Origin of the sequence: Microbacterium sp. DWRC1-3 (assembly GCF_049896645.1) — a bacterium.
Lineage (GTDB): Bacteria > Actinomycetota > Actinomycetes > Actinomycetales > Microbacteriaceae > Microbacterium > Microbacterium maritypicum.
This window is the reverse complement of sequence record NZ_JAFCUS010000001.1, coordinates 863,394-884,613: the sequence shown is the minus strand read 5'-3', so window position 1 is coordinate 884,613 and position 21,220 is coordinate 863,394. Positions and strand designations below refer to the sequence as shown.

Here is a 21,220-nt window from a genome sequence, read left to right as displayed (position 1 = left end):
GAGGTACTGACATATGGGCGCTCAACTCAGGGTCTACAAGCAGAAGATCTCTTCTGCTCAGACGACCAAGAAGATCACGAAGGCGATGGAACTCATCGCGGCTTCGCGCATTCAGAAGGCGATGGCACGCGTCAAAGCGTCCACACCCTTCGCGCGTGCCGTGACGAGGGCCGTGTCGGCCGTCGCGACGCACTCGAACGTGGATCACCCGCTGACCCGCGAGTCCGAGAACATCACCCGCTCCGCGGTCGTGATCTTCTCCTCGGACCGCGGTCTCGCCGGAGCCTTCAACTCGCAGATCCTCCGTGAGGGTCTCGAGGTCGCAGAGCTCCTGCGCGAGCAGGGCAAGGAGCCGGTCTTCTACCTCATCGGTCGCAAGGCCGTCGGATACTTCCAGTTCCGACGCCTCGCCGCCGCTGCGGAGTGGACCGGCGACACGGACACCCCGTCGTTCCACACCGCGGAGGAGATCTCCGCGACGCTGCTCGAATCCTTCTCCCGCGGGGGACAGGATGGCGGCGTCGATGAGATCCACCTCGTGTACAACCGTTTCGTCAGCATGATGACGCAGTCGCCCGAATCCGTGCGTCTGCTCCCGCTGGAGATCACGGAAGCCGATGAGTCGGAAGCCGGTAACACCGTTTACCCGCTGTACGAGTTCGAGCCGGATGCCGAGACCGTTCTCGACGCGATCCTGCCGGTGTACATCCAGAGCCGCGTCTTCAACGCGCTCCTGCAGTCGTCTGCCGCGAAGCAGGCGGCGACGCAGAAGGCTATGAAGTCGGCCAGCGACAACGCCGACAAGCTCATCACCGACTACACCCGTCTGCGCAACAACGCGCGCCAGGCGGAGATCACGCAGCAGATCGCCGAGATCGTCGGCGGCGCCGACGCCCTCTCGAGCAAATAGACCATCAGGAAAGAGACGAAAATGACCCTCACCGCTCCGGCTGACCAGCCGGCGACCGCGGTCGTCGGGCGCGTCGCACGCGTCAACGGTCCGGTTGTCGACATCGAGTTCCCTCATGACTCGATCCCCGACATCTACAACGCGCTGAAGACCACGATCGCGATGGGCGAAGAGTCCACCGAGATCACGCTCGAGGTCGCTCAGCACCTCGGCGACGACCTCGTCCGCGCCATCGCCCTGAACCCGACCGACGGCATCGTCCGCGGCCAGGAAGTCCGCGACACCGGTGAGGCCATCTCGGTCCCCGTCGGCGACGTGACCAAGGGCAAGGTGTTCAACGTCATCGGCGAGGTGCTCAACCTCGAGCCCGGCGAGACCATCGAGGTGACCGAGCGCTGGCCGATCCACCGCAAGGCGCCGAACTTCGACCAGCTCGAGTCCAAGACTCAGATGTTCGAGACCGGCATCAAGTCGATCGACCTCCTCACCCCGTACGTGCTGGGTGGAAAGATCGGTCTGTTCGGTGGCGCCGGTGTCGGCAAGACCGTCCTCATCCAGGAGATGATCCAGCGCGTCGCGCAGGACCACGGTGGTGTGTCGGTGTTCGCCGGTGTCGGTGAGCGCACCCGTGAGGGCAACGACCTCATCCACGAGATGGAAGAGGCGGGCGTCTTCGACAAGACGGCCCTCGTCTTCGGCCAGATGGACGAGCCGCCGGGAACGCGTCTGCGCGTCGCCCTGTCGGCTCTGACGATGGCGGAGTACTTCCGTGACGTGCAGAAGCAGGACGTGCTGCTCTTCATCGACAACATCTTCCGCTTCACGCAGGCCGGTTCCGAGGTCTCCACGCTGCTGGGCCGCATGCCCTCCGCCGTGGGTTACCAGCCGAACCTCGCCGACGAGATGGGTGTGCTCCAGGAGCGCATCACCTCGACGCGCGGCCACTCGATCACCTCGCTGCAGGCGATCTACGTGCCCGCCGATGACTACACCGACCCGGCTCCGGCGACCACGTTCGCCCACCTCGACGCGACGACCGAGCTCTCTCGTGAGATCGCCTCGAAGGGTCTGTACCCGGCCATCGACCCGCTGACCTCAACGTCGCGCATTATGGACCCCCGCTACTTGGGCGAGGACCACTACCGCGTCGCCACGACGGTCAAGCAGATCCTCCAGAAGAACAAGGAACTGCAGGAGATCATCGCCATCCTCGGTGTCGATGAGCTCTCCGAGGAAGACAAGATCGTCGTGTCGCGTGCACGTCGCATCCAGCAGTTCCTCTCGCAGAACACCTACATGGCCAAGAAGTTCACGGGCGTCGAGGGTTCGACCGTCCCGCTGAAGGAGACCATCGAGTCGTTCGACGCGATCACCCGCGGTGACTTCGACCACGTGGCCGAGCAGGCCTTCTTCAACGTCGGTGGCATCTCCGACGTCGAAGAGCAGTGGGCGAAGATCCAGAAGGAGAACGGCTGACCATGGCGCTGCACGTCAGCCTCGTCTCCGCTGATGCGGAGGTCTGGACGGGAGAGGCGAGCCTCGTGGTCGCCAAGACCGTCGAGGGTGAGATCGGCTTCATGACCGGCCACGAGCCGGTGCTGGCCATCCTCGCCGAGGGCCAGGTTCGCATCACCCAGTCGGATGGCACCAAGGTGCTGGCCAACGCGCAGGACGGGTTCCTCTCCATGGAGGGCGACACCCTGACGATCGTTGCCGGCAACGCGGCTCTCATCGCCTAGCAGTACCTGTTTCACGCGTCCGCCTCGGCACCCGCACGGGTTCCGAGGCGGACGCGTCTGTATCCACAGAGGTTTCATGAAGATCCTGCTCCCTCCGTCGGAGACCAAACACGAGGGTGGCGACGGTTCCCCTCTCGATCTCGACTCGCTCGTGCTTCCGTCGCTCAACGAGCGACGGTCGGCGGTCCTCGAGGCGCTGATCGACCTCGCCGCCGATGAAGAGGCCGCACGACGCGTGCTCAAGCTGAGCGAGCGGCAGCGGGGGGACATCGCACACAACAGGGCGCTTCGATCGTCGCCCACCATGCCGGCGATCGACCGGTACACGGGCGTGCTGTTCGATGCGCTCGATGCGCGTTCCCTCTCCGCGGTCTCCCGACGGTGGCTGGGAGAGCACGTGTGGATCCACAGCGCTCCGCTGGGCCCGGTCGGAGCCCTCGACGCTCTTCCCACCTACCGCCTCGCCGCCGGGACCTCACTACCCGGACTCCCGGCGCTTCGCCGGCACTGGGCCGAAGCCACCTCCGCAGCGATCGCCGAGGCCGACCCGTCGTTCGTCCTCGACCTGCGCAGCGAGGCCTACGTCGCGCTCGGGCCCGTGCCGAGTGCCGTCTCCTCCGCGTACGTCCGTGTCGTGACCGCACACGGAAGAGCCCTCAACCACTTCAACAAGAAGTCGAAGGGCCTGCTCGTGCGGGCGATCGCCGAGGATCGGCCGCGTGTCAGCTCGCTCCGTGGCCTTCGCGCGTGGGCGCAGAAGCGGGGGATCGTCTTCCGCGACGGCGCACAGCCGGGCATTCTGGAGCTGGTCGTCGAGGAGTGAGTCGTCTTCCGTGCGAGGAGGGACGCTTCGTCCGCGAACGGCGGCGACCCGAACATGCCAGACGGCGAAAGAGACCTGCGGGGAAACCCCGCAACACGCTAGTGTGTTCAGCGCATGATGCCGCATCATGAATTTTCTGGAGGGAACCATGAACGACTACTACGGCTATGACGGCCTGTCAGGCGGCGCGCTGGTCGCGTTGATCCTGGTCTACACGATCCTGCCACTCGCCATCTACGCGCTCTACTCGTGGTTCTACATGAAGATCTTCGAGAAGGCGGGAGTGCAGGGCAAGTGGCGCGCCTGGGTGCCCGTCTACAGCACCATGATCTTCTACAAGCTCGGTGACCTGAGTCCCTGGCTCGTTCTGTACCTGATCGGTGGCGGTATCATCGGCTCGATCATCCCGTTCCTGGGATGGTTCCTGATCCTCCCGCTCATCGGTATCGCCGGTCGCGTCATCGACCTGATCGCCGCGTGGCGGGTCGGCCTGAAGCTGCAGAAGGACGCCGTCTGGGTCGTTCTGTACTTCTTCCTGCCGCCGGTGTGGCTCGGTATCAACGCGTTCGACAAGTCGCGTTGGAACGCGGGCATCCAGCCCGCTTCCTGGGCAGCGAACAGCCTGCTCGGCGACCGCACGGTGTGGGACGGGATCCCCGCTCAGGCATCGGCTGCGGCTCCGCAGGCCGGCTACGGCGCGCCCCAGGGCTACGCACCCCCCGCGCAGGGTTACGCGCCGCCGGCCCAGCCCGGTTACGCGCCGCCCGCTCAGCCCGGCTACGCACCGCCTGCAGGTCCCGCAGCTCCGGCGACCGGCGCACCGGTTCCCCCGGTTCCGCCGACCACGCCGCCGGCTCCTCCCGCGGCGCCGCCGGCAACCCCGCCTGCGCCGCCGACCGCGCCGCCCGCAGCTCCGCCGGCACCGCCCGCAGCTCCGCCGGCCGACCCCACGCAGCCTCCGGCGTGATCGCCTGACACAGGGCCCTCGACTCCGGTCGAGGGCCCTGTGCTGTCTCGGGTGGTGGACGATCCTCAGCGGCCGCTAACGTGGATGACATGGTCTTGTCGCAGCGCCGCGTGGGTGCTTCTGGTCTCCCCGTGTCCTCGACCGGCCCCGGCTGCGACGACTTCGGACGTGCCTGCGCGGCGACGGAGGACCTGGTCGTCATCGACGAGTTCTTCCCGTTGCCGGTGGATGCTGGAGCCCAGGTGTGATCGAGGTGCGCGTGAGTTCTACTACGATGTGTTGTGAGTATCCTGCGACCGTCCGATCCGCCGCAGGCCTATCGGAGGCAGCACGTGGCTGAGACGAAGACGCACCGAATCACGGTTGCGCAGCGCCCGCTGCTGCTGTCGTGGTCTGGGATCACCGATCAAGGCCGACGCCGCGAGACGAACCAGGACGCTTTCCTGGCCGACTACCCGCTGTTCATCGTCGCCGACGGGATGGGTGGTCACGCCGGTGGCGAGATCGCCAGCCAGAGCACGGTCGCCCGCTTGCAGGCCGTGGTCTCCTCAGGCAAGGTCGATGGGCCGTCGATCGAGAATGCGCTCGAGCTGGCTGTCGGTGACATCGCCGACCACCCCGAGACGACCGACGAAGGCACCGGGACGACGCTCACAGGGGTCTACTTCGACTCCGACGCCGACGGTGACGAATCGCACTGGATCGCACTGAACATCGGCGATTCCCGCGTGTATCTGCTCCGTGACGATCGACTCGTCCAGATCACGACAGACCACTCGGTCGTGCAGGAACTCATCACGGCGGGGAAGCTCAGCCCGGAAGAGGCCGAAGGGCATCCGTACAGCAACGTGATCACCCGCGCGGTGGGAGCGAGTGAGCTCACGGCCCCCGATTACGTCTCCATCGATGTGCGCGCAGGTGACCGCTTCGTCATCTGCTCCGACGGTCTCACCAAAGAGCTCACCGACTACGGCATCCAGCACTTCCTCCGGGAACACGAAGACCCGGGTGCGGCGGCCGATGCGATGCTCGCAGCGGCTCTGGAGAACGGCGGACGGGACAACGTCACGCTCATCATCGTCCAGGTGACCGCAGAAGACGACTCGTCCTACCCAATCGAGAACACCGCGGAGTAACCGTCCCGCGCTGTGGACAGCGCTCATCCCAGGATCGCGATGCGATCCACTGGGGGGATGGACTCCCTTCCGATCGTACTTCCGACGGCTCCGGCCGCCTCGCGTCGCGCCCCGCTGCCGTTCTTGGCGGCGCTCGTGCCGATCGCGGCGGGCGTGGTGCTGTGGACGGTCACCGGCTCGCTCCTCGCGCTCTGCTTCGCGGCGTTGGGGCCCCTGATGATCGGGGCCTCGCTCGTGGACTCCGCACGCACCCGGCGTCGCGAGCGTCGACAGGGTGAGAAGCAGAACGAAGCGGAGTGGGCCGAAGCCGAGGCAGAGCTGCTCCGCCGGCACAGTGACGAGCGCGAGATGCTCTGGCAGCGGCGCCCCGACGCGGCGAACTGCATCGCGCAGCCGCCCCTTCGCGGCGCTCAACCGCTCGACGCGATCACGCCCGTCGTCGTCGGCGCAGGCGGGGCGACCAGTGAGGTGCGCTGCAGCGGCGGAGATGATGCCCGTGGGCGGGAGTTCCGCGAACGATGCGGTGTGGTCGAGGATGCGCCGATCGCAGTGCCGATCGGTGGAGGCATCTGTCTCCGAGGCCCACGACCGCTGACCCAGGCGGCGGCGAGGGCCCTGATCGTGCAGCTGTGTCTGCGCTTCAGCGCCGCACAACTGTCCCTGGTCGGCGCAGATCCGGGCGGTGCCGCCCTCTCCGCCTACGGGTTCGAGAGTCTCCCGCATACGCGACGTGGGCATCGAGGCGGCTTCCGGGTGGGGGTCGGCTCGACCGCTGAGGGACGGCCGCAGGCGGATGCGATGATCTGGCTGGCCTCGGTCGAAGAAGACGTGCCAGAGGGCATCACGACGGTCATCGACATCATCGAACCGCGACGGGGGACGTTGCGCACCCCGAACGGCTCGATCGCCATCGCTGTCGAGTGCTTGTCGTTCGCACAGGCAGGCGCCGTGGGTGCAGAGCTCGCGCATCGGGGCGACGAGGTCGATGTGCTCCCCGACGCGGTGTCGCTCTCCGAGCTCGCACAGCCTCAGGACGCAGACGGATTGGCCGCGACGATCGGTCGCGGTGAGAGGGGGAGCATCACGGTCGACATCGTCGGCGACGGGCCGCACGCGATCGTGACCGGTATGACGGGGACGGGCAAGAGCGAGCTGCTCGTCAGCTGGGTCACAGCCATCGCGTCGGTGAACGGACCGGATCGCGTGACCTTCGTGCTCGCCGACTTCAAGGGCGGCACCGCATTCGAGCCGTTGCGCGCGCTGCGGCAGGTGGTCGCCGTCATCACCGACCTCGACGAGGAAGGCGCCAGGCGCGGCGTCTCCAGCCTCACGGCGGAGCTGCGGCGGCGAGAGGCTGTGCTGGCCGCTGCGGGAGTTCGTGATGTGCGTGATGTCTCGATGCCGCGGCTGGTCATCGTGGTCGACGAGTTCGCGGCCCTGCTGTCAGAACACCCCGACCTGGGCGCGGTGTTCACCGACATCGCAGCCCGCGGCCGCGCGCTCGGCATGCATCTCATCATCGGCACGCAGCGTGCGTCCGGGGTCATCAGAGACGCACTGGCCGCGAACTGCCCCCTTCGCATCAGTCTGCGGGTCGGAGACGTCGCAGACAGCCGACTCATGATCGGCACGGACGCGGCCGCGATGCTCGCGGGCGACGCGAGCGCGCGCGGGCACGGGCTGGTGCGGCGGCCTGCGGACGACGAGCCCGTCGCGATCCGCGTCGCCTTGACCGCGGCCGCCGATCTGAGGGACGTCGGGATGCGGTGGGCGGAAGCAGATGTGCCGCCCAGCCCATGGCTCCCCGCTCTTCCTGCCGTTCTCCCACTCTCGGAGGTCATCGACGCAGCCGGGCCGTCGCCCGATACGGTCGTCCTCGGTCGCGCCGACGACCCCGGCCGCCAGTCGCAGCCAGCGGTGCTGCTGCGGTGCGCAGGCGAGCGAGGACTCGCGCTTCTCGGTGCGCCCGGCTCCGGCCGCACCGCGGCGCTGAGGGCGGTCGCGGCGCAGCGCCACGACGCCGTCTGGCTGCCGAGCGACCCTGAAGATGCCTGGGATCTGCTCGCCGCATGGGCGGACGGGAGGGAGCGTCCTCCTGCGGTCGTGCTGGGCGACGACCTGGACGCGCTTACCGCCGCTCTGCCACCGGAGTACGGCCAGCAGTTCGTCCACCGCTGGGAGCAGGTTCTTCGTGCAGCGCGGGGGACGACCTTCGTCCTGACCGCGACCAGAGCGAGCGGAGCGCTGGGGCGGGTGCTCGATCTGCTGCCGCGTCGAGTGCTGTTGCGCATGCCGAACCGGATGGAGCATCTGGCGGCCGGGGGAGAGTCGTCGGGATTCGTGCGCGACCGCGCTCCCGGGCGAGCCAGGATGGGCGACCACGAAGTGCAGCTGGCCTGGGTCGACGAAAGCGAAGTCGACCGGACCGCGGCACCGTCGATGGCGGCGTGGGCTCCGACCTCTGCGATCACGGGCGTCGTCAGCCCCGGGGCTGAGGAGGTGATCGCCCGGATGCGCGACGCGTATCCTGCGTGCGAGGTGGTGGCCGTCGGCACCGAGCCCAAAGGTGTGGGACCGCGATGCATCGTGGTCGCCGATGCGGAGACATGGCAGCGCAACTGGCCCGTGTGGCAACGCGTCAGATCAGTCGGTGAGGTGCTCATCCGCTGTGAACACCCGGCCGACCTCCGCCAGCTGGTCGGCGCCCGCGAGCTTCCGCCCTACGCGCGCCCGCATGCAGGCCGGGCGTGGTCGGTGATCGGCGCGCGTGCGCCGAGACGCGTCCACCTACCCGAGCTGTCGCCGGCATGAGCATCCTCGCGCGCGGCCGAGAGGAAGACGCGGCGTCAGATCCCGGCACCGGGACGGATGGCACCGACGTCCGCCCCGCCGCCGAGCACGGCGAGCGGAAGCGCGCCGCTGAGAGCCGCGACGTCGGCGTCGCTCAGCCCTCCCGCGCGGGCGAGAAGCGTTGCGGCCACGATCGTCGAGGCGCGAGTAGCCCCGTCGAGCATCTTCAGCGCCACGGTCGTTCCATTGGGGGCGACCATCACCATGACGCCCTCGGCGCCGTACTTGGTGAACACACCGAGCGTCTCCGTCGCGATGGTGTCAGGGCGGCCGGGGCCCTCGATCGTCCAGGGGTTCTCGCGCACCGCGCGGACGAGGGAGCCGGCCACCCGGTGAAGAGCGAAGGGCGAACGATCCGAAGCGGTGCCGATGCGGTGGATCGCGCGTGCCAGACCGGTCAGCGTCATGGCGTGGACCGGCGCGCCGCACCCGTCGATCGCGGTGTGCGCGATCTTCTCGCCCGTGAGGCGCTCGATGACGTCGCGGATGTGCTGCTGCAGAGGATGAGCGGGATCGAGGTAGCCTGCGGTCGGCCAGCCCGTCGCCACACAGGCGCGCAGCATCGCGGCATGCTTACCGGAGCAGTTCATGCGCACCCGCGTCGGCACACCGTGTTCACGAACGAGCTCATCGCGTGTCGCCGAGTCACTCGGCCAGGCGGCGGGACAGCCCAGGGCGTCCTCCGTGAGACCACCCTCGGTGAGGATGTCGCGTACCACCGAGGCGTGACGGTCGGTGCCGATGTGGCTCGCCGTCGAGATCGCCAGCTGCTCGCCCTCGAGCACCGCGCCTGCAGTGATGCAGGCGATGGCCTGCAGGGGCTTGAGGCTGGAGCGCGGCAGGATCAGCGCATCGGCATTGCCGTGACGGGCGACGACGTCGCCGTCGGGCGAGAGCACGACGGCCGCACCGGCGTGGCGGGATTCGACGAATCCGCTCCTCTCGACGACGGCGAGTTCCACGGAATCCTGAACGGTGAGAGTCTCCAGCACCCGTCAACTCTAGCCCGGGGTGTGCGGCGTCTCGCGTCGTGTCGGAGGAGCCTGACAGACTGATCCCATGGCAGAGACGACCTCGCGCACTCTCGGCGAACACCACTATGCGCTCACCGCGACGTGGACCGGCAATACCGGCACCGGAACCACCGGCTACCGTGACTACCGCCGAGACGTGACGATCGAGGTCGGCGGAAAGCCCGATCTGCTCGCCTCAGCGGACAAGCCCTTTCGCGGTGACCCCTCACGATGGAATCCAGAAGACCTTCTGCTGGCATCCCTCTCCGAGTGTCACCTGCTGTCGTACCTGCACGCGTGTGTCACTGCCGGCGTCGTCGTGGTGTCCTACCGTGACCGCGCGAGCGGAGTGATGCGCGAAGACGGCGCAGGGGGCGGCGCGTTCGTGGAGGTGCTGCTGCGCCCAGAGGTCGTCGTCGCCGAGGCTTCGATGATCGAGGCCGCCGAGCGCGCGCACGCTCAGGCGAACGAGTGGTGTTTCATCGCGAATTCGATGAACTTCCCGGTGCGTCACCAGGCGACGGTCAGCGCTCTCGCCTGACCACGCGCTCGCACCTGACCACGCGCTCTCGCCGCGTCAGCGACGTTCGTGCGGCAGAGCCTGCTTGATCTTCTCGATCGTGCCCTGCGCAGGTGCCTCGTTGTACGCGCCCGCGAGCTCCTGGCCGGAGAGCCCGTGGATCGCGGCCATGATCTGATCCGTGGCGAGTCGACGCGCCCGTCCGCTGGTCGCCGGACCGTGCGGGGAAAGGTCGAGCGGTTCGCCGAAGCGCACCGTGATGCGCTCTTTGAGCGTGGGCATCTTCGCCCCCACCGGCATCACCTTGTCGGTGCCGATCAGACCGACCGGGACCACGGGTGCGCCGGTCTGGAGCGCGAGGAACGCGACGCCCGTCCGGCCCTTGTACAGCCGGCCGTCGGTGGAGCGGGTGCCCTCCGGGTACAGCGCTACGGCGAGTCCCTCGTCGAGGAGCTGGCGTTGCAGGTCGAGGGCATCCAGAGCGGCCTGTCCGGCGCCGCGGCGCACCGGAATCGCACCGATCGACTCGAAGAACGTCTTGCTCATCCAGCCCTTGAAGCCGGTGCCCTCGAAGTACGTCGACTTCGCCAGGAAGTGCACCGGACGGGGTGCGGCGACCGGGATCGCGATCGAGTCGATGAAGGACAGGTGATTGCTCGCGAAGATGACGGGACCGCTCAGGGGGACGTTCTCGCGCCCTTCGATCCGGGGCCGGTACACCAGTCGAGCGAGAGGGGTGATGAGGCTGCGGCCGAGCGTGTAGGCGAACCCGGCGTGACGCGGCTTCGTCGTCTCCTCTGACGAGGCTTCCTCCGGTGACGAGGATTCGGGCTCGACGGACTGCTCAGAGGTCATCAGAGCAGATTACTCCCGGATCCATGCCAGCGTGGGAATGAAGACTTGCGCCGCGCCTCCCAGCGCGAGCAAAGGGGTATGAGGCAGGATGGAGTTTCCTGCCCGCGATCCCGAGGTCTCACTGTGCGCAAGCGTCCGCTCATCGTTCTGTCCACCGTCGCCGCGGCGACCCTTCTGCTGGCGGGCTGTGCCGGTGGCGCTGCGCCGGAGAGCTCCGGCACGCCTTCGCCGACCGCGTCCAGCGGATGTCTGCTGAACGCGCAGCCCGGTGCGACGTCCGACGCGGTCGTCGTCGACGGCGAAGGCATCGACGCGAAGGTCACCGTCCCCGCGGACGCGCCGTTCGCCGACGTGGAGCGCACGATCATCTCCAAGGGCGACGGCGACGAGGTCGTCGCGAACGACCTCGTGGGCGTGAAGTTCCAGATCATCGAAGCCGCGACGGGTGAGATCGTCGACTCCTCGGCTCGCAGCGACGGAGGGGAAGCCTCCGTCCTCCTCGACCAGAACAACGCTTCACTGTTCATCGCAGCACTCGAGTGCCAGCCCCTCGGCACCCAGGTGGTCCTGGCGCTTCCCGGCAAGGTCTTCGGCGACGGCGGCACAGCCAAGGTCGTCTACGCCGAAGCGGTCGAGCAGCTCCCGGAGGTAGCGACGGGAACGCCGGTCGACCCGACCCCGGGCATGCCGACCGTCAAGCTCGACGACAAGGGCGCCCCGACCGTGACGATCCCGGACGGCGAGGCGCCGACCGAGACCAAGGTCGCCGTCCTCAAGCAGGGCGACGGCGCGACGGTCGCCTCGGGCGATCTCGTCGTCGTGCAGTACCTCGGCGTCAAGTGGTCCGACGGCACGGAGTTCGACTCCAGCTGGAGCCGTGACGCCGCCCCGGCGCAGTTCCAGACCACCGGTGTCGTCGCAGGCTTCCAGAAGGCTCTCGAGGGCCAGCAGGTCGGCTCTCAGGTCATCGTCGTGATGCCGCCGTCCGACGGTTACGGCGCGAGCGAGGGACACGAGCTCCAGAAGGAGAGCCTCGTGTTCGTTGTCGACATCCTCGCCACGACCCCGGTCCAGCAGCAGCAGTAACCGCGGGCGGAGCCGTGGGCGTGACCTAGGCTGGCGTTATGCGTCGCGTCATCGTCCTCGGCTCCACCGGCTCCATCGGCACCCAGGCACTGGATGTGATCCGGGCCAACCCTCGTCGATTCGAGCTGGTCGGTCTCGCCGCCGGTTCGAACGCAGAGATGCTGGAGGCACAGGCCGCGCAGTTCCAGGTCGAGTCCACCGCTCTCGGAGCCGTCGAGGCCGAGCAGCTCGTCCGCGATGTCGAAGCCGACGTGGTGCTCAACGCCATCACCGGCTCGATCGGGCTCGGCTCGACCCTCGCGGCGCTGAAGGCGGGCCGCACACTCGCCCTCGCGAACAAGGAGTCCCTCATCGTGGGCGGCGACCTCGTGCTCGCCGCGGCAGCTCCCGGTCAGATCGTCCCTGTGGACTCCGAGCACTCCGCGCTCGCGCAGGCGCTGCTCGCCGGCACTCACGCAGAGGTGCGGCGGCTCGTGGTGACGGCATCCGGCGGTCCGTTCCGCGGACGCAGCCGCACGGAACTGACCCAGGTCACCCCGGCGGAGGCGCTCGCGCACCCCACGTGGGACATGGGGCGCATGGTCACGACGAACTCCGCGACCCTGGTGAACAAGGGACTCGAGGTGATCGAGGCGCACCTGCTCTTCGACATCGCGTATGACGACATCGACGTCGTCGTGCATCCGCAGTCGATCGTGCACTCGATGGTCGAGTTCATCGACGGCTCCACGATCGCTCAGGCCTCGCCGCCCGACATGCGCCTGCCGATCTCTCTCGGTCTGGACTGGCCGCACCGTGTCGGCGGTGTCGGACGACCGCTGGACTGGTCGTCCGCCACCTCCTGGACCTTCGAGCCGCTCGATGCAGAGGCGTTCCCGTCCGTGGCGCTGGCGAAAGCCGTCGGACGCGCGGGCGGTACGTTCCCCGCCGTATACAACGCGGCCAACGAGCAGGCCGTCGACGCGTTCCATGAGGGACGGCTCTCGTTCCTCGGCATCGTCGACACGATCGCCCGTGTCATCGACGCGCATGATGCGCCGGACGCGCTCACGGTCGAAACTCTTGCCGCGGCCGAATCCTGGGCGCGTGCGACCGCCGACCGCATGATCGCGGCCGTCTGAGGAGTCCGCCAGGGCGCTTCACCGCCCTGGCGTTCGGATCAGTCCTCGTCGGGGTAGGGCACCGGCCAGCGCGAGTCGGGCACCGGCCAGCCGGCGGCGCGCAGTGCCCGGCGGGCGAGCTCGCGTGCCGAGTAGGGCGTGCGGACCCCGCGGATGTCCCGGTAGTCCTGATGCCCGGGGCCTGCCCAGAGGATCGCATCGCCGTCGCCCACGAGTCCGACCGCGGTGACGATCGCGTTCTCGGGCGGCGAGGCCTCGTGGATCTCGGCATCCGGTCGTGCCTTGCGGGCGCCTTCGATGAGAGTCGCCCGGATGGAGGCAGGGTCCTCGAAGCGCGGGTGGTGGTCGGTGACCACGAGGATGTCGCTGCCTTCGACAGCGGTGCGCGCCATGTCGAAGCGTTTGCTCGCATCGCGGTCGCCATCGGCACCGAACAGCATCAGCACCTTGCCCGGGGTCACTCGGCGGACGGCGGCGAGCGTCTTCTCGAACGCGTCGGGGGAGTGACCGAAATCGACGAACACGGCGGGGCCGGTCGCTCCGGAGACCAGTTGGGTGCGACCGGGGAGATAGGCGCGGATACCGCCGTCGCGGGTGAGCGCCTCGACGATGCGATCCCAGGCGTAGCCGCCTTCGAGCAGCATCACGATCGCCAGGGCCGCGTTGGCGGCCATGTGCGGCCCGATCACCGGGACCGTGGTCGTGAGGGAACCGGCAGGGCCGGTCATCGTGAACGTGGTGCCGGCTGCCCGCTCGTCGTCGATGACGACGACCCAGTCCGCGGCGGTCGCGGCCTCGGGGTCTGCGGCGATGGACGGAGCGCCCACCGTGACGACAGGGATCTCGGCACGGTCGACGACGATCGCCCCCGAGGGGGAGTCGAGGCAGATGACGCCGCGCTCGGCACGATCGGGGCGGAACAGCGGCAGCTTCGCCTCGAAGTACTCGTCCATGTCGGCGTAGTCGTCGAGGTGGTCGTGGCTCAGGTTGGTGAAGCCGGCGACGTCGAACCGGATGCCGTCGACGCGGTGACGGGAGAGCGCCTGCGCGCTGACCTCGACGGCGACGGCTTCGACCGCACGTTCGCGCATGAGTGCCAGCAGTGCGTGCATCTCGGAGGCTTCGGGGGTGGTCAGCCTCGAGACGATGACCTCGCCGGCGATATGACGTTCGGCGGTGGAGGAGAGTCCGGTGACGACGCCGATCTGATCCAGGATGCCTTCCAGCAGGTGGGAGACGCTGGTCTTGCCGTTGGTTCCGGTCGTCGCGAACAGCAACGGGAGCGGGTCGCCTGCTCCGGTGCCGTAGACCCACGCGCTGAGGTCGCCGAGCACAGCGCGAGGGTCATCGACCACGAGGATCGGGAGTCCCGCCGCTTCTGCGATCTCCGCGCCGGCCTCGTCCGTGATGACGGCGACGGCGCCCTTCTCGGCGGCGGTGACGGCGAAGTCCGCACCGTGCCGATTGACGCCCTGGATCGCGACGAACGCCTCGCCGGGGCGGAGATCCGCCGTCGCGAGGGTGATGCCGGTGAGGGCGATCCCGTCGACGTCACCGCGAACGGTGCGGGCGAAGCGGGAAGCGAGTTCGGACAGCTCACGCCGGGGCGGGTTCGCGGGGCGGAGCACGGGAGGCAAGCTCGGTTGTTGTTCAATCGACATGGCGGATCCATGATCTCACGACCGCGGTGGGAACCACTCGCGGCACGGCCCCTCGCGCTCCGGAGAGCGCAGCGCGAGGGGCCGTGCAGGCCGTCAGGCGCGGCGTCGGTAGGCGAGGATCGCGACCACGAGGGCGGCGAAGCCGGCGACGAGACCGCCGGCGCCGAGAGCCACTCCCAGGGGGTCGGAGACCGCGGACGTGGCGGTGGCCTCGTCGCCCTTGTCGGCATCTTCGGTCTCGGCGTGCTCGCCGTGCCCGCCGGCGGCGGCCGCGGTGACGGAGACGACCGGGGCGGGTGCGTCGAGGCTGTGCGGGTCCTCGCCGTTCTCGGCGAGCTGCGTCCACTCGGTCGAACCCTCGACGCACTCCTGCACGACGGGGAACGCCAGCGTGTCGGGCGTGTTCTCGTCCAGGCCGACTCCCATGCTCACCGCGCCGCGAAGGTCGGTGGGCACCGGCGCGACGGCGGTGTACGTCACGGCGCTGACGAGGCCGTCATCACCGCGTTCGACCTCGATGTTCCAATTGCTGTCCATGGTCGGTGCCACCGAGGCGAGGCCCTCGGGCATCGTGATGCGCAGGGCGGTGGTGGGGGAGTTCTCGCAGCCGTGGGAGAACGAGAAGGTGAGCACGCCGTGGTCTCCTGCGGCGAGCTCGTCGGGGCTGACGCCCACGTGGGCGCCGGCCATGGCGGGGACGGCGAGGGCGAGGGTGGCTCCGCCGAGGACGCCGAGGGCGGCGAGGCTGAGACGACGGGTACGGGTGTTGCGGGACATGAGAGATCTCCTGGTGCTCGAAGTGCGGGCGCGCCACGACGGCGCGTCTCCGCGAAAGGGGTGATGCCGCCCCGTCGGGGGTCGGCGGACTCCGGTGCGACGGATCAGTCGCGGGCGAGCGCAGGAGGACCGCGTCTGGGCACAGCGGCCGAGACGGCGGCGTCGAAGGAGACGACGGTGACCGAACGCAGTCGAGGCGGTCGGCGATGCATCGCGGGCGCCAGCGCGGATGCGCGTCGGAAGAGTGCGTCGACCCAGCGGGCGACGATGCGCACGACCGCTTCCGCATGCCACACCAGGATCGTGGTGAGCACGGCCGCGACGACGTGCGCGAACAGCATCAGTGCGCCGGGAGCCGCTGCGGGTGCCGTAGACCCGAGAAGCGCCACGTCGAGATGGTGGGAGTGTGCGCCGCCGGCGATCGGCGTCGTACCCGTCGGGGCGCCCAGCAGCTGGAACAGGACGTGGAAGGCGCCCTGCGCGAGGAAGACCGCCAGGGCTACACGGCCGCGCGACTGCCTGACGCCGACCAGCACGGCGGACAGCGGTGTGACCAGAGTCGCGATCGCGAGGATCAGCAGCGCATGCGGAGCCGCTCCGCCGCCCAGAGTGTGGGACAGTGCGGCGAGCAACGTCGCCACCGAGGATACGGCGGCAGCGCGCACGAGTCGCAGCTGCCGGGCATTCACGCTCTCAGCCTAGCTGCGCCGCGGCGCCGGGCGGATTCCTAGCTGGGGGCACTAACGTTGGCACGTGGAATTCCTGCTCTATCTGGCCGGCATCCTGTTCATGCTGATCGGCCTCGGGCTGTCGATCGGCCTGCATGAGGTCGGGCATCTCGTCCCCGCGAAGCTCTTCGGCGTGCGCGTCGGTCAGTACATGATCGGCTTCGGCCCGCGGCTGTGGTCTCGGCGCATCGGCGAGACGGAGTACGGGTTCAAGCTGCTTCCGCTGGGGGGCTTCATCTCGATGTCGGGCATGTACCCGGCGTCGAAGAGCTCCGGTCCTGCCTCCGGCGTCTTCCGCTCATTGATCCAGGATGCGCGTAGCGCGAACGACGAGACCATCGCGGAGGGCGCGGAAGATCGCGTCTTCTACCGCCTGCCCGTGTGGAAGCGCGTGATCGTGATGCTCGGCGGTCCCGCCATGAACCTCGTGCTCGCCACGGTGATCTTCACCGTGCTGCTGTCGGGGATCGGCCTGCAGCAGGGAACCACCACCATCGCCTCGGTGACCGAATGCGTGGTGCCCGCGGGCTCGACGGCGACCGAGTGCACACCGGATGACCCGGCCTCACCCGCCGCGGAAGCCGGGATCAAGCCGGGAGATGTCATCGTGTCCGTCGACGGACAGCCGGTGTCGACGTTCGCCGAGGCCACCACGATCGTGCAGGCGGCACCGGGCGAGACGCTCGACATGGTGGTGCGACGTGATGGGGCGGAGAAGTCGCTGCGTCTCACGCCGATCGCGGCAGAGCGCACGATCACCGACGCCAGCGGCCAGCCGGTCCTCGACGACGCGGGAAAGCCTGTCGTCAAGGAGGTCGGCTATGTCGGGATGGGGGCGCAGATGGGCTACGTGCAGCAGCCCCTCACCGCCGGCCCCGAGATGGCCGCGGACAGCACCGCTCGGGTAGCATCCATGATCGTCACGCTCCCTGTGCGTCTGTGGGACGTCGGCGTCTCCCTCGTCACCGGCGGAGAACGCGACCCGAATGGACCGCTGAGCGTCGTCGGGGTCGGACGCCTTGCAGGTGAGGTCGCCGCGACCGATGCGCCCATCCTCAACAGGTTCGCCTTCCTGCTCGGTCTGCTGGGCTCGCTGAACATCGCGCTGTTCGTCTTCAACCTCATCCCGCTGCTCCCGCTCGACGGTGGTCACATCGTCGTCGCGCTGTGGGACGGCATCAAGCGCGCGTGGGCCAAGCTCTTCCGCAGGCCGCCCCCGGCGCCCGTCGATGCGACGAAGCTCGTGCCGCTGACCGTCGTCGTCGCGGTGCTTCTGATCGCGATGGGAGCGCTGCTGCTCGTCGCCGATCTGTTCAACCCGGTGAATCTTCTCGGCTGAGGTGTCGAATTCGTCCTTGTCCGTTCGCTGAAGGGGTGAAACGGTTCTCAAGACGAAAGGACGAACCTCATGAAGTACGTCATCATGTTTACATCCACCCCCGCGCACGACGCCGCCGTCTCGCCGGAGGTCGCTCAAGACGTATACGCGCGTGTCTACCAGTGGTTCCAGGACAACGCCGACTCGATCGAGGACAGCGGCGCAGAACTGCAGCCGGTCGATGCGGCGACCACCGTGCGACACGGGGCCACGGGTGCAGTCGTCGTCGACGGTCCCTTCACGGAGGCGCGTGAGGCCGTCGGCGGTTTCACTCTCATCGATGTGCCCGACCTCGACGCCGCGATAGCCCTGGCGCGGACGTGGCCGATGCTCGAGCTCGAGGGCACCTCGGTCGAGATCCGTCCGATCGTGACGGACTACAGCCAGTTCGAGCAGTGAACGCCTCGGATGCCGCGTCATCGGGGGATGCGGCATCCGATCGCGCCCTGGAGCGGGTGGTCCGAGGCGAGTCCGCCCGGATCGTCGCGGCTCTCACCACATCGCTCGGCAACCTCGATCTCGCGGAGGAGTCCGTGGCCGAGGCTGTCGCCGAAGCTCTGGTCGGATGGCGCGTGAGGGGAGTCCCGCCGAATCCGGCCGCGTGGCTCACCACGGCTGCGCGTCACAACGCACTCGATCGGCTGCGCCGCGACAAGCGCTACCGCCAGAAGCTCGCGATCCTCTCCGACCGGGCGCCGCTGGTCGACACCGAAATGGACGAGCGACTGCCACTGCTGTTCGGATGCTGCCATCCGGCGCTGTCCGAGCCCGCACAGCTCGCGCTCACCCTGCGCGCGGTGTGCGGCCTGACGACCGAGCAGATCGCCAGGGCGACGATGAGCACTCCGGCCGCCGTCGGACAGCGCATCGTGCGCGCCAAGCGCAGGATCGGCGCGGCAGGGATCCCGCTGCGCGTGCCGGAGGGCGGGGAGCGGGCACCGCGCCTGGACATGGTCCTCACCGTGATCTCGGTCATGTACAACATGGCGCATCTCCTGCCGGGCTCGGACTCCGGGGCGGATCGCGACGTCGCAGAAGACGCACTCTGGCTGGCGGAGGTCGTGGCGCACGCCCTCCCTGGTGAACCCGAAGCATGGGGGCTCGTGGCGCTGCTGAAGTTCCATCGCAGCAGAGAGCCGGCGCGAGCGCTCGAGGGCGAGATGGTCCTGCTCGCCGATCAGGACCGGATGCGGTGGGACGCTGCGCTTCAACGCGATGCCCATCGAGCGCTCTCGCGCGCTGCAGGGATGCGGCGGTCAGGTCGTTGGCAGCTGCATGCGGCCATCGCTGCGTGTCATTCCGATGCGCAGCAGTTCGCCGACACGGACTGGGCACAGATCGTCGCGCTCTATGACCTGCTTCTCGTCCACGACGCTTCGCCCGTGGTTCGTCTCAATCGCGCCGTCGCGGTCGGGCAGACCGGCGACGTGAAGCGCGCGCTCGCGGAGGTGGAGGCCCTTCATGACGATCTGGTGCGCTTCCACCTCTGGCATGCCGTGCGCGGCGACCTGCTGCGGCGAACCGGACGGGAAGAGGAGGCTCTCGCGGCACTCCGCGATGCCCACGAGCTCGCGGTGAATGACGCGGAGCGACGCCTGCTCCGCTCCCGGGTATCGCTCGAGCTCTGACCGACCCCGTTTCGACGGATCAGGCGAGGGCGTGCGACACGAGGCGCTCGAGCGTGCGGATCCCGTCGCGCGAGAGGATCGACTCGAGATGTCCCTGCACCGAGGCGAAGTGCGCCCCGCGGAGCGCGTACACATCGCCGGAGTCGGGATCCGCTGACACGTCGGCATCCCCGACGGTCATCGTGCCAGGGCTGACCCGCGCGGTGAAGGTGTTGTAGAAGCCGATCGATGCGTCCTCTCCGAACACCGGCACGGACTTCTGCAGACCCTGATGCGGGGTATCGAGCGGAGTCAGCGAGATGCCGAGCCTGTCGGCGAGGATCTGGTGGCTGAGGCACACCGCGAGCAGCGGTGCGTCGGAATCGAGTCGACGCGCGACCACGGCGCGCATCCTGGCGATGCGGGCGTTCTCCGTATCCCGCGGATCTCCGGGACCTGGGCCTGCGACGACGAGGTCTGCGGCATCCAGATCGGCGTCCCGCACCTCGCTCCAGGGGGCGATGGTCACCGCGAGACCCAGATGGCGCAGCTGGTGGGCGAGCATGGTCGTGAAACGGTCCTCGGCATCCACGACGAGGGCCGAGTGTCCGGCGAACGGGCCCGTGAACTCCTCGCCCTGCGGGTTGAGCCAGAACTCGGCCAGACGGGCGTTGCGCGACGAGAGCAGCTCGGCGATCGCGGGGTCGTCGGCCAGGGCACGTGCCGCGCCCGGAGCGTCCGCATCGCTGCGTGCCTCGGCGACGCGGTCCCGGTCGATCGCTCCGATGGCACCCAGCACGCCGGCGGCCTTGCCGTGCGTCTCGGACACCTCGCCCATCGGGTCGGAGTGCCGAACGAGCGTCGCACCGACCGGCACGCGGAGGGTACCGTCCTGGAGGTACACGGTACGGATGAGGATCGGCGCGTCCAGGTCGTGGCCGCCGTCGGCGTTCGGGGTGAACAGGGCGGCGACTCCGGAGTAATAGCCGCGGGGCTCGCGCTCGTGGCGACGGATGACGGCGCACGCGTTCTGCATGGGCGACCCGGTGACGGTCGGCGCGAACATGGTCTCGCGCAGGATGTCGCGCGGATCGAGGGAGCTGCGTCCGCGAAGCATGTACTCGGTGTGCGTGAGCCGCGACATCTCCTTGAGGTGGGGGCCGGTGATCCGCCCACCGTCGGAGCACACGGCGCTCATCATCTTGAGTTCCTCGTCGACGACCATGAACAGTTCCTCGGTCTCCTTGGTCGAGGCGAGGAAGTCGATCAGCGTCTCCTTCGTCGAACCACCGGCCGGGTGACGGAACGTTCCGGAGATCGGGTTCATCGTGACGATGCCTTCGCGGGCGACCACATGGGCCTCCGGGCTGGCGCCGACGGCGATGTGCCCGGGAGTGACGACGGCGAAAGTCCAGTAGGCGCCGCGTTCGTGCGTGAGCAGCGCACGGAACCAGGTGAGGGCGGCCGTCCGGTCGTCGACGTCGATGCCGGCGGTGAAATCGCGCCGGATGACGAAGTTCGCACCCTCCCCGCGGCCGATCTCTTCGGCGATGACCTTCTCGACGATCGCGGCGTACTCGGCGTCGGCGATGTCGAAGCCGTCGTCGTGGAGCGCGACGGGTGTGCGGGGGAGGGCCGTGAGAAGTTCCGCGGTGGGCAGGTGCAGATGCTCGTCGACGACCACGCACCGCAGCGGGGCACCGTCGTCCTGGGCGACGAATCCGCGTTCACGCACCTGGCGATAGGGGACCATCGAGAACACCTCGCGAGGGGTGCCGTCGATGGTCAGCGGGATATCCGCGAGCAGATCGACGTCGACGACCTCCCCGCTGAGCAGCTCGACGGTGTCGGCGCCGTCACGTGCGATCAGCACGAAGGACGCCGTCGGATCGGCGCTGAGCTCGGCGAGTCGTGAGAGGGTCATCGATGTCTCCTGTGCTGTGCTCCGGCTCGGCGCAACGAAAAGACCGCCGAGGTCGGCGGTCTGAATTCGTGGGAACGCGAACACACCGCCTAGAAGGCGGGCCACCAGGTGAAGTTCGCGAGCAT

The 21,220-nt window shown here is 68.6% G+C and carries 20 protein-coding genes; 14 read left to right on the top strand and 6 right to left on the bottom strand.

The features are described from left to right. Positions 1–13: 13 nt before the first annotated feature. From ACP699_RS04260 to ACP699_RS04225, 8 genes are all read left to right on the top strand, one after another. On the top strand, positions 14–910 hold the full coding sequence (locus tag ACP699_RS04260) for a F0F1 ATP synthase subunit gamma (protein WP_017830990.1): 897 nt from the start codon (positions 14–16) through the stop codon (positions 908–910). 21 nt (positions 911–931) lie between these two features. Beyond that, positions 932–2,386, top strand: coding sequence for a F0F1 ATP synthase subunit beta (gene atpD / locus ACP699_RS04255; protein ID WP_017830989.1), 1,455 nt, complete (start codon positions 932–934; stop codon positions 2,384–2,386). Between the two features lie 2 nt (positions 2,387–2,388). Beyond that, on the top strand, positions 2,389–2,649 hold the full coding sequence (locus tag ACP699_RS04250) for a F0F1 ATP synthase subunit epsilon (protein ID WP_017830988.1): 261 nt from the start codon (positions 2,389–2,391) through the stop codon (positions 2,647–2,649). Between the two features lie 76 nt (positions 2,650–2,725). Next, a complete protein-coding gene (locus tag ACP699_RS04245; RefSeq protein WP_055869000.1) occupies positions 2,726–3,472 on the top strand; it encodes a YaaA family protein in 747 nt (248 codons plus the stop codon). 127 nt (positions 3,473–3,599) lie between these two features. Next, a complete protein-coding gene (locus ACP699_RS04240) occupies positions 3,600–4,439 on the top strand; it encodes a large exoprotein (RefSeq protein WP_426169430.1) in 840 nt (279 codons plus the stop codon). A gap of 89 nt (positions 4,440–4,528) precedes the next feature. Continuing rightward, complete coding sequence (locus ACP699_RS04235) at positions 4,529–4,687, top strand: hypothetical protein (RefSeq protein WP_219868974.1); 159 nt, start codon at positions 4,529–4,531, stop codon at positions 4,685–4,687. A gap of 84 nt (positions 4,688–4,771) precedes the next feature. Beyond that, complete coding sequence (locus ACP699_RS04230) at positions 4,772–5,575, top strand: PP2C family protein-serine/threonine phosphatase (protein ID WP_426169426.1); 804 nt, start codon at positions 4,772–4,774, stop codon at positions 5,573–5,575. A 57-nt stretch (positions 5,576–5,632) separates the two neighbouring features. Further along, positions 5,633–8,386: an FtsK/SpoIIIE domain-containing protein gene (locus tag ACP699_RS04225; protein ID WP_426169423.1), complete on the top strand. Its 2,754-nt coding sequence runs from the start codon at positions 5,633–5,635 to the stop codon at positions 8,384–8,386. Between the two features lie 35 nt (positions 8,387–8,421). Here the strand turns inward: ACP699_RS04225 and ACP699_RS04220 are convergent, their stop codons facing one another. After that, positions 8,422–9,417, bottom strand: coding sequence for an asparaginase (locus ACP699_RS04220; protein ID WP_055868852.1), 996 nt, complete (start codon positions 9,415–9,417; stop codon positions 8,422–8,424). A 67-nt stretch (positions 9,418–9,484) separates the two neighbouring features. Between ACP699_RS04220 and ACP699_RS04215 the strand changes: the two genes are divergently transcribed. Continuing rightward, positions 9,485–9,979, top strand: coding sequence for an OsmC family protein (locus tag ACP699_RS04215; RefSeq protein ID WP_151486207.1), 495 nt, complete (start codon positions 9,485–9,487; stop codon positions 9,977–9,979). A gap of 36 nt (positions 9,980–10,015) precedes the next feature. Here the strand turns inward: ACP699_RS04215 and ACP699_RS04210 are convergent, their stop codons facing one another. Beyond that, the gene (locus ACP699_RS04210) at positions 10,016–10,813 is read right to left on the bottom strand and encodes a lysophospholipid acyltransferase family protein (RefSeq protein WP_017830981.1); all 798 of its coding nucleotides are present in this window, start codon (positions 10,811–10,813) and stop codon (positions 10,016–10,018) included. Between the two features lie 123 nt (positions 10,814–10,936). Here ACP699_RS04210 and ACP699_RS04205 point away from each other — a divergent pair, with 123 nt between their 5' ends. Both ACP699_RS04205 and dxr read left to right on the top strand, forming a co-directional pair. Beyond that, positions 10,937–11,899, top strand: coding sequence for an FKBP-type peptidyl-prolyl cis-trans isomerase (locus ACP699_RS04205; RefSeq protein WP_426169418.1), 963 nt, complete (start codon positions 10,937–10,939; stop codon positions 11,897–11,899). Positions 11,900–11,937: 38 nt separating this feature from the next. Beyond that, a complete protein-coding gene (gene dxr / locus ACP699_RS04200) occupies positions 11,938–13,020 on the top strand; it encodes a 1-deoxy-D-xylulose-5-phosphate reductoisomerase (RefSeq protein WP_055868846.1) in 1,083 nt (360 codons plus the stop codon). A 38-nt stretch (positions 13,021–13,058) separates the two neighbouring features. On the opposite strand, the gene ACP699_RS04195 is transcribed toward dxr, so the two are convergent. The 3 genes from ACP699_RS04195 to ACP699_RS04185 form a co-directional block, all read right to left on the bottom strand. Next, a complete protein-coding gene (locus ACP699_RS04195) occupies positions 13,059–14,681 on the bottom strand; it encodes a Mur ligase family protein (RefSeq protein WP_426169414.1) in 1,623 nt (540 codons plus the stop codon). 93 nt (positions 14,682–14,774) lie between these two features. Beyond that, the gene (locus ACP699_RS04190) at positions 14,775–15,458 is read right to left on the bottom strand and encodes a YcnI family protein (protein ID WP_055868842.1); all 684 of its coding nucleotides are present in this window, start codon (positions 15,456–15,458) and stop codon (positions 14,775–14,777) included. A 104-nt stretch (positions 15,459–15,562) separates the two neighbouring features. Then, positions 15,563–16,147, bottom strand: a complete 585-nt coding sequence (locus tag ACP699_RS04185) for a hypothetical protein (protein WP_055868839.1) — start codon at positions 16,145–16,147, stop codon at positions 15,563–15,565. A gap of 64 nt (positions 16,148–16,211) precedes the next feature. On the opposite strand from ACP699_RS04185, the gene ACP699_RS04180 reads away from it, so the two are divergent. The 3 genes from ACP699_RS04180 (at position 16,212) to ACP699_RS04170 (ending at position 19,192) form a co-directional block, all read left to right on the top strand. Continuing rightward, positions 16,212–17,525, top strand: coding sequence for a M50 family metallopeptidase (locus ACP699_RS04180; protein WP_157559404.1), 1,314 nt, complete (start codon positions 16,212–16,214; stop codon positions 17,523–17,525). A 69-nt stretch (positions 17,526–17,594) separates the two neighbouring features. Beyond that, positions 17,595–17,963, top strand: coding sequence for a YciI family protein (locus tag ACP699_RS04175; RefSeq protein ID WP_017830974.1), 369 nt, complete (start codon positions 17,595–17,597; stop codon positions 17,961–17,963). Continuing rightward, entirely contained in the window at positions 17,960–19,192 is a 1,233-nt protein-coding gene (locus tag ACP699_RS04170; protein WP_426169408.1) for an RNA polymerase sigma factor, read from the top strand. The genes ACP699_RS04175 and ACP699_RS04170 overlap by 4 nt, the downstream gene beginning before the upstream one ends. A gap of 19 nt (positions 19,193–19,211) precedes the next feature. Here the strand turns inward: ACP699_RS04170 and ACP699_RS04165 are convergent, their stop codons facing one another. Then, complete coding sequence (locus ACP699_RS04165; protein WP_055872812.1) at positions 19,212–21,095, bottom strand: chorismate-binding protein; 1,884 nt, start codon at positions 21,093–21,095, stop codon at positions 19,212–19,214. Positions 21,096–21,220 lie beyond the last annotated feature (125 nt).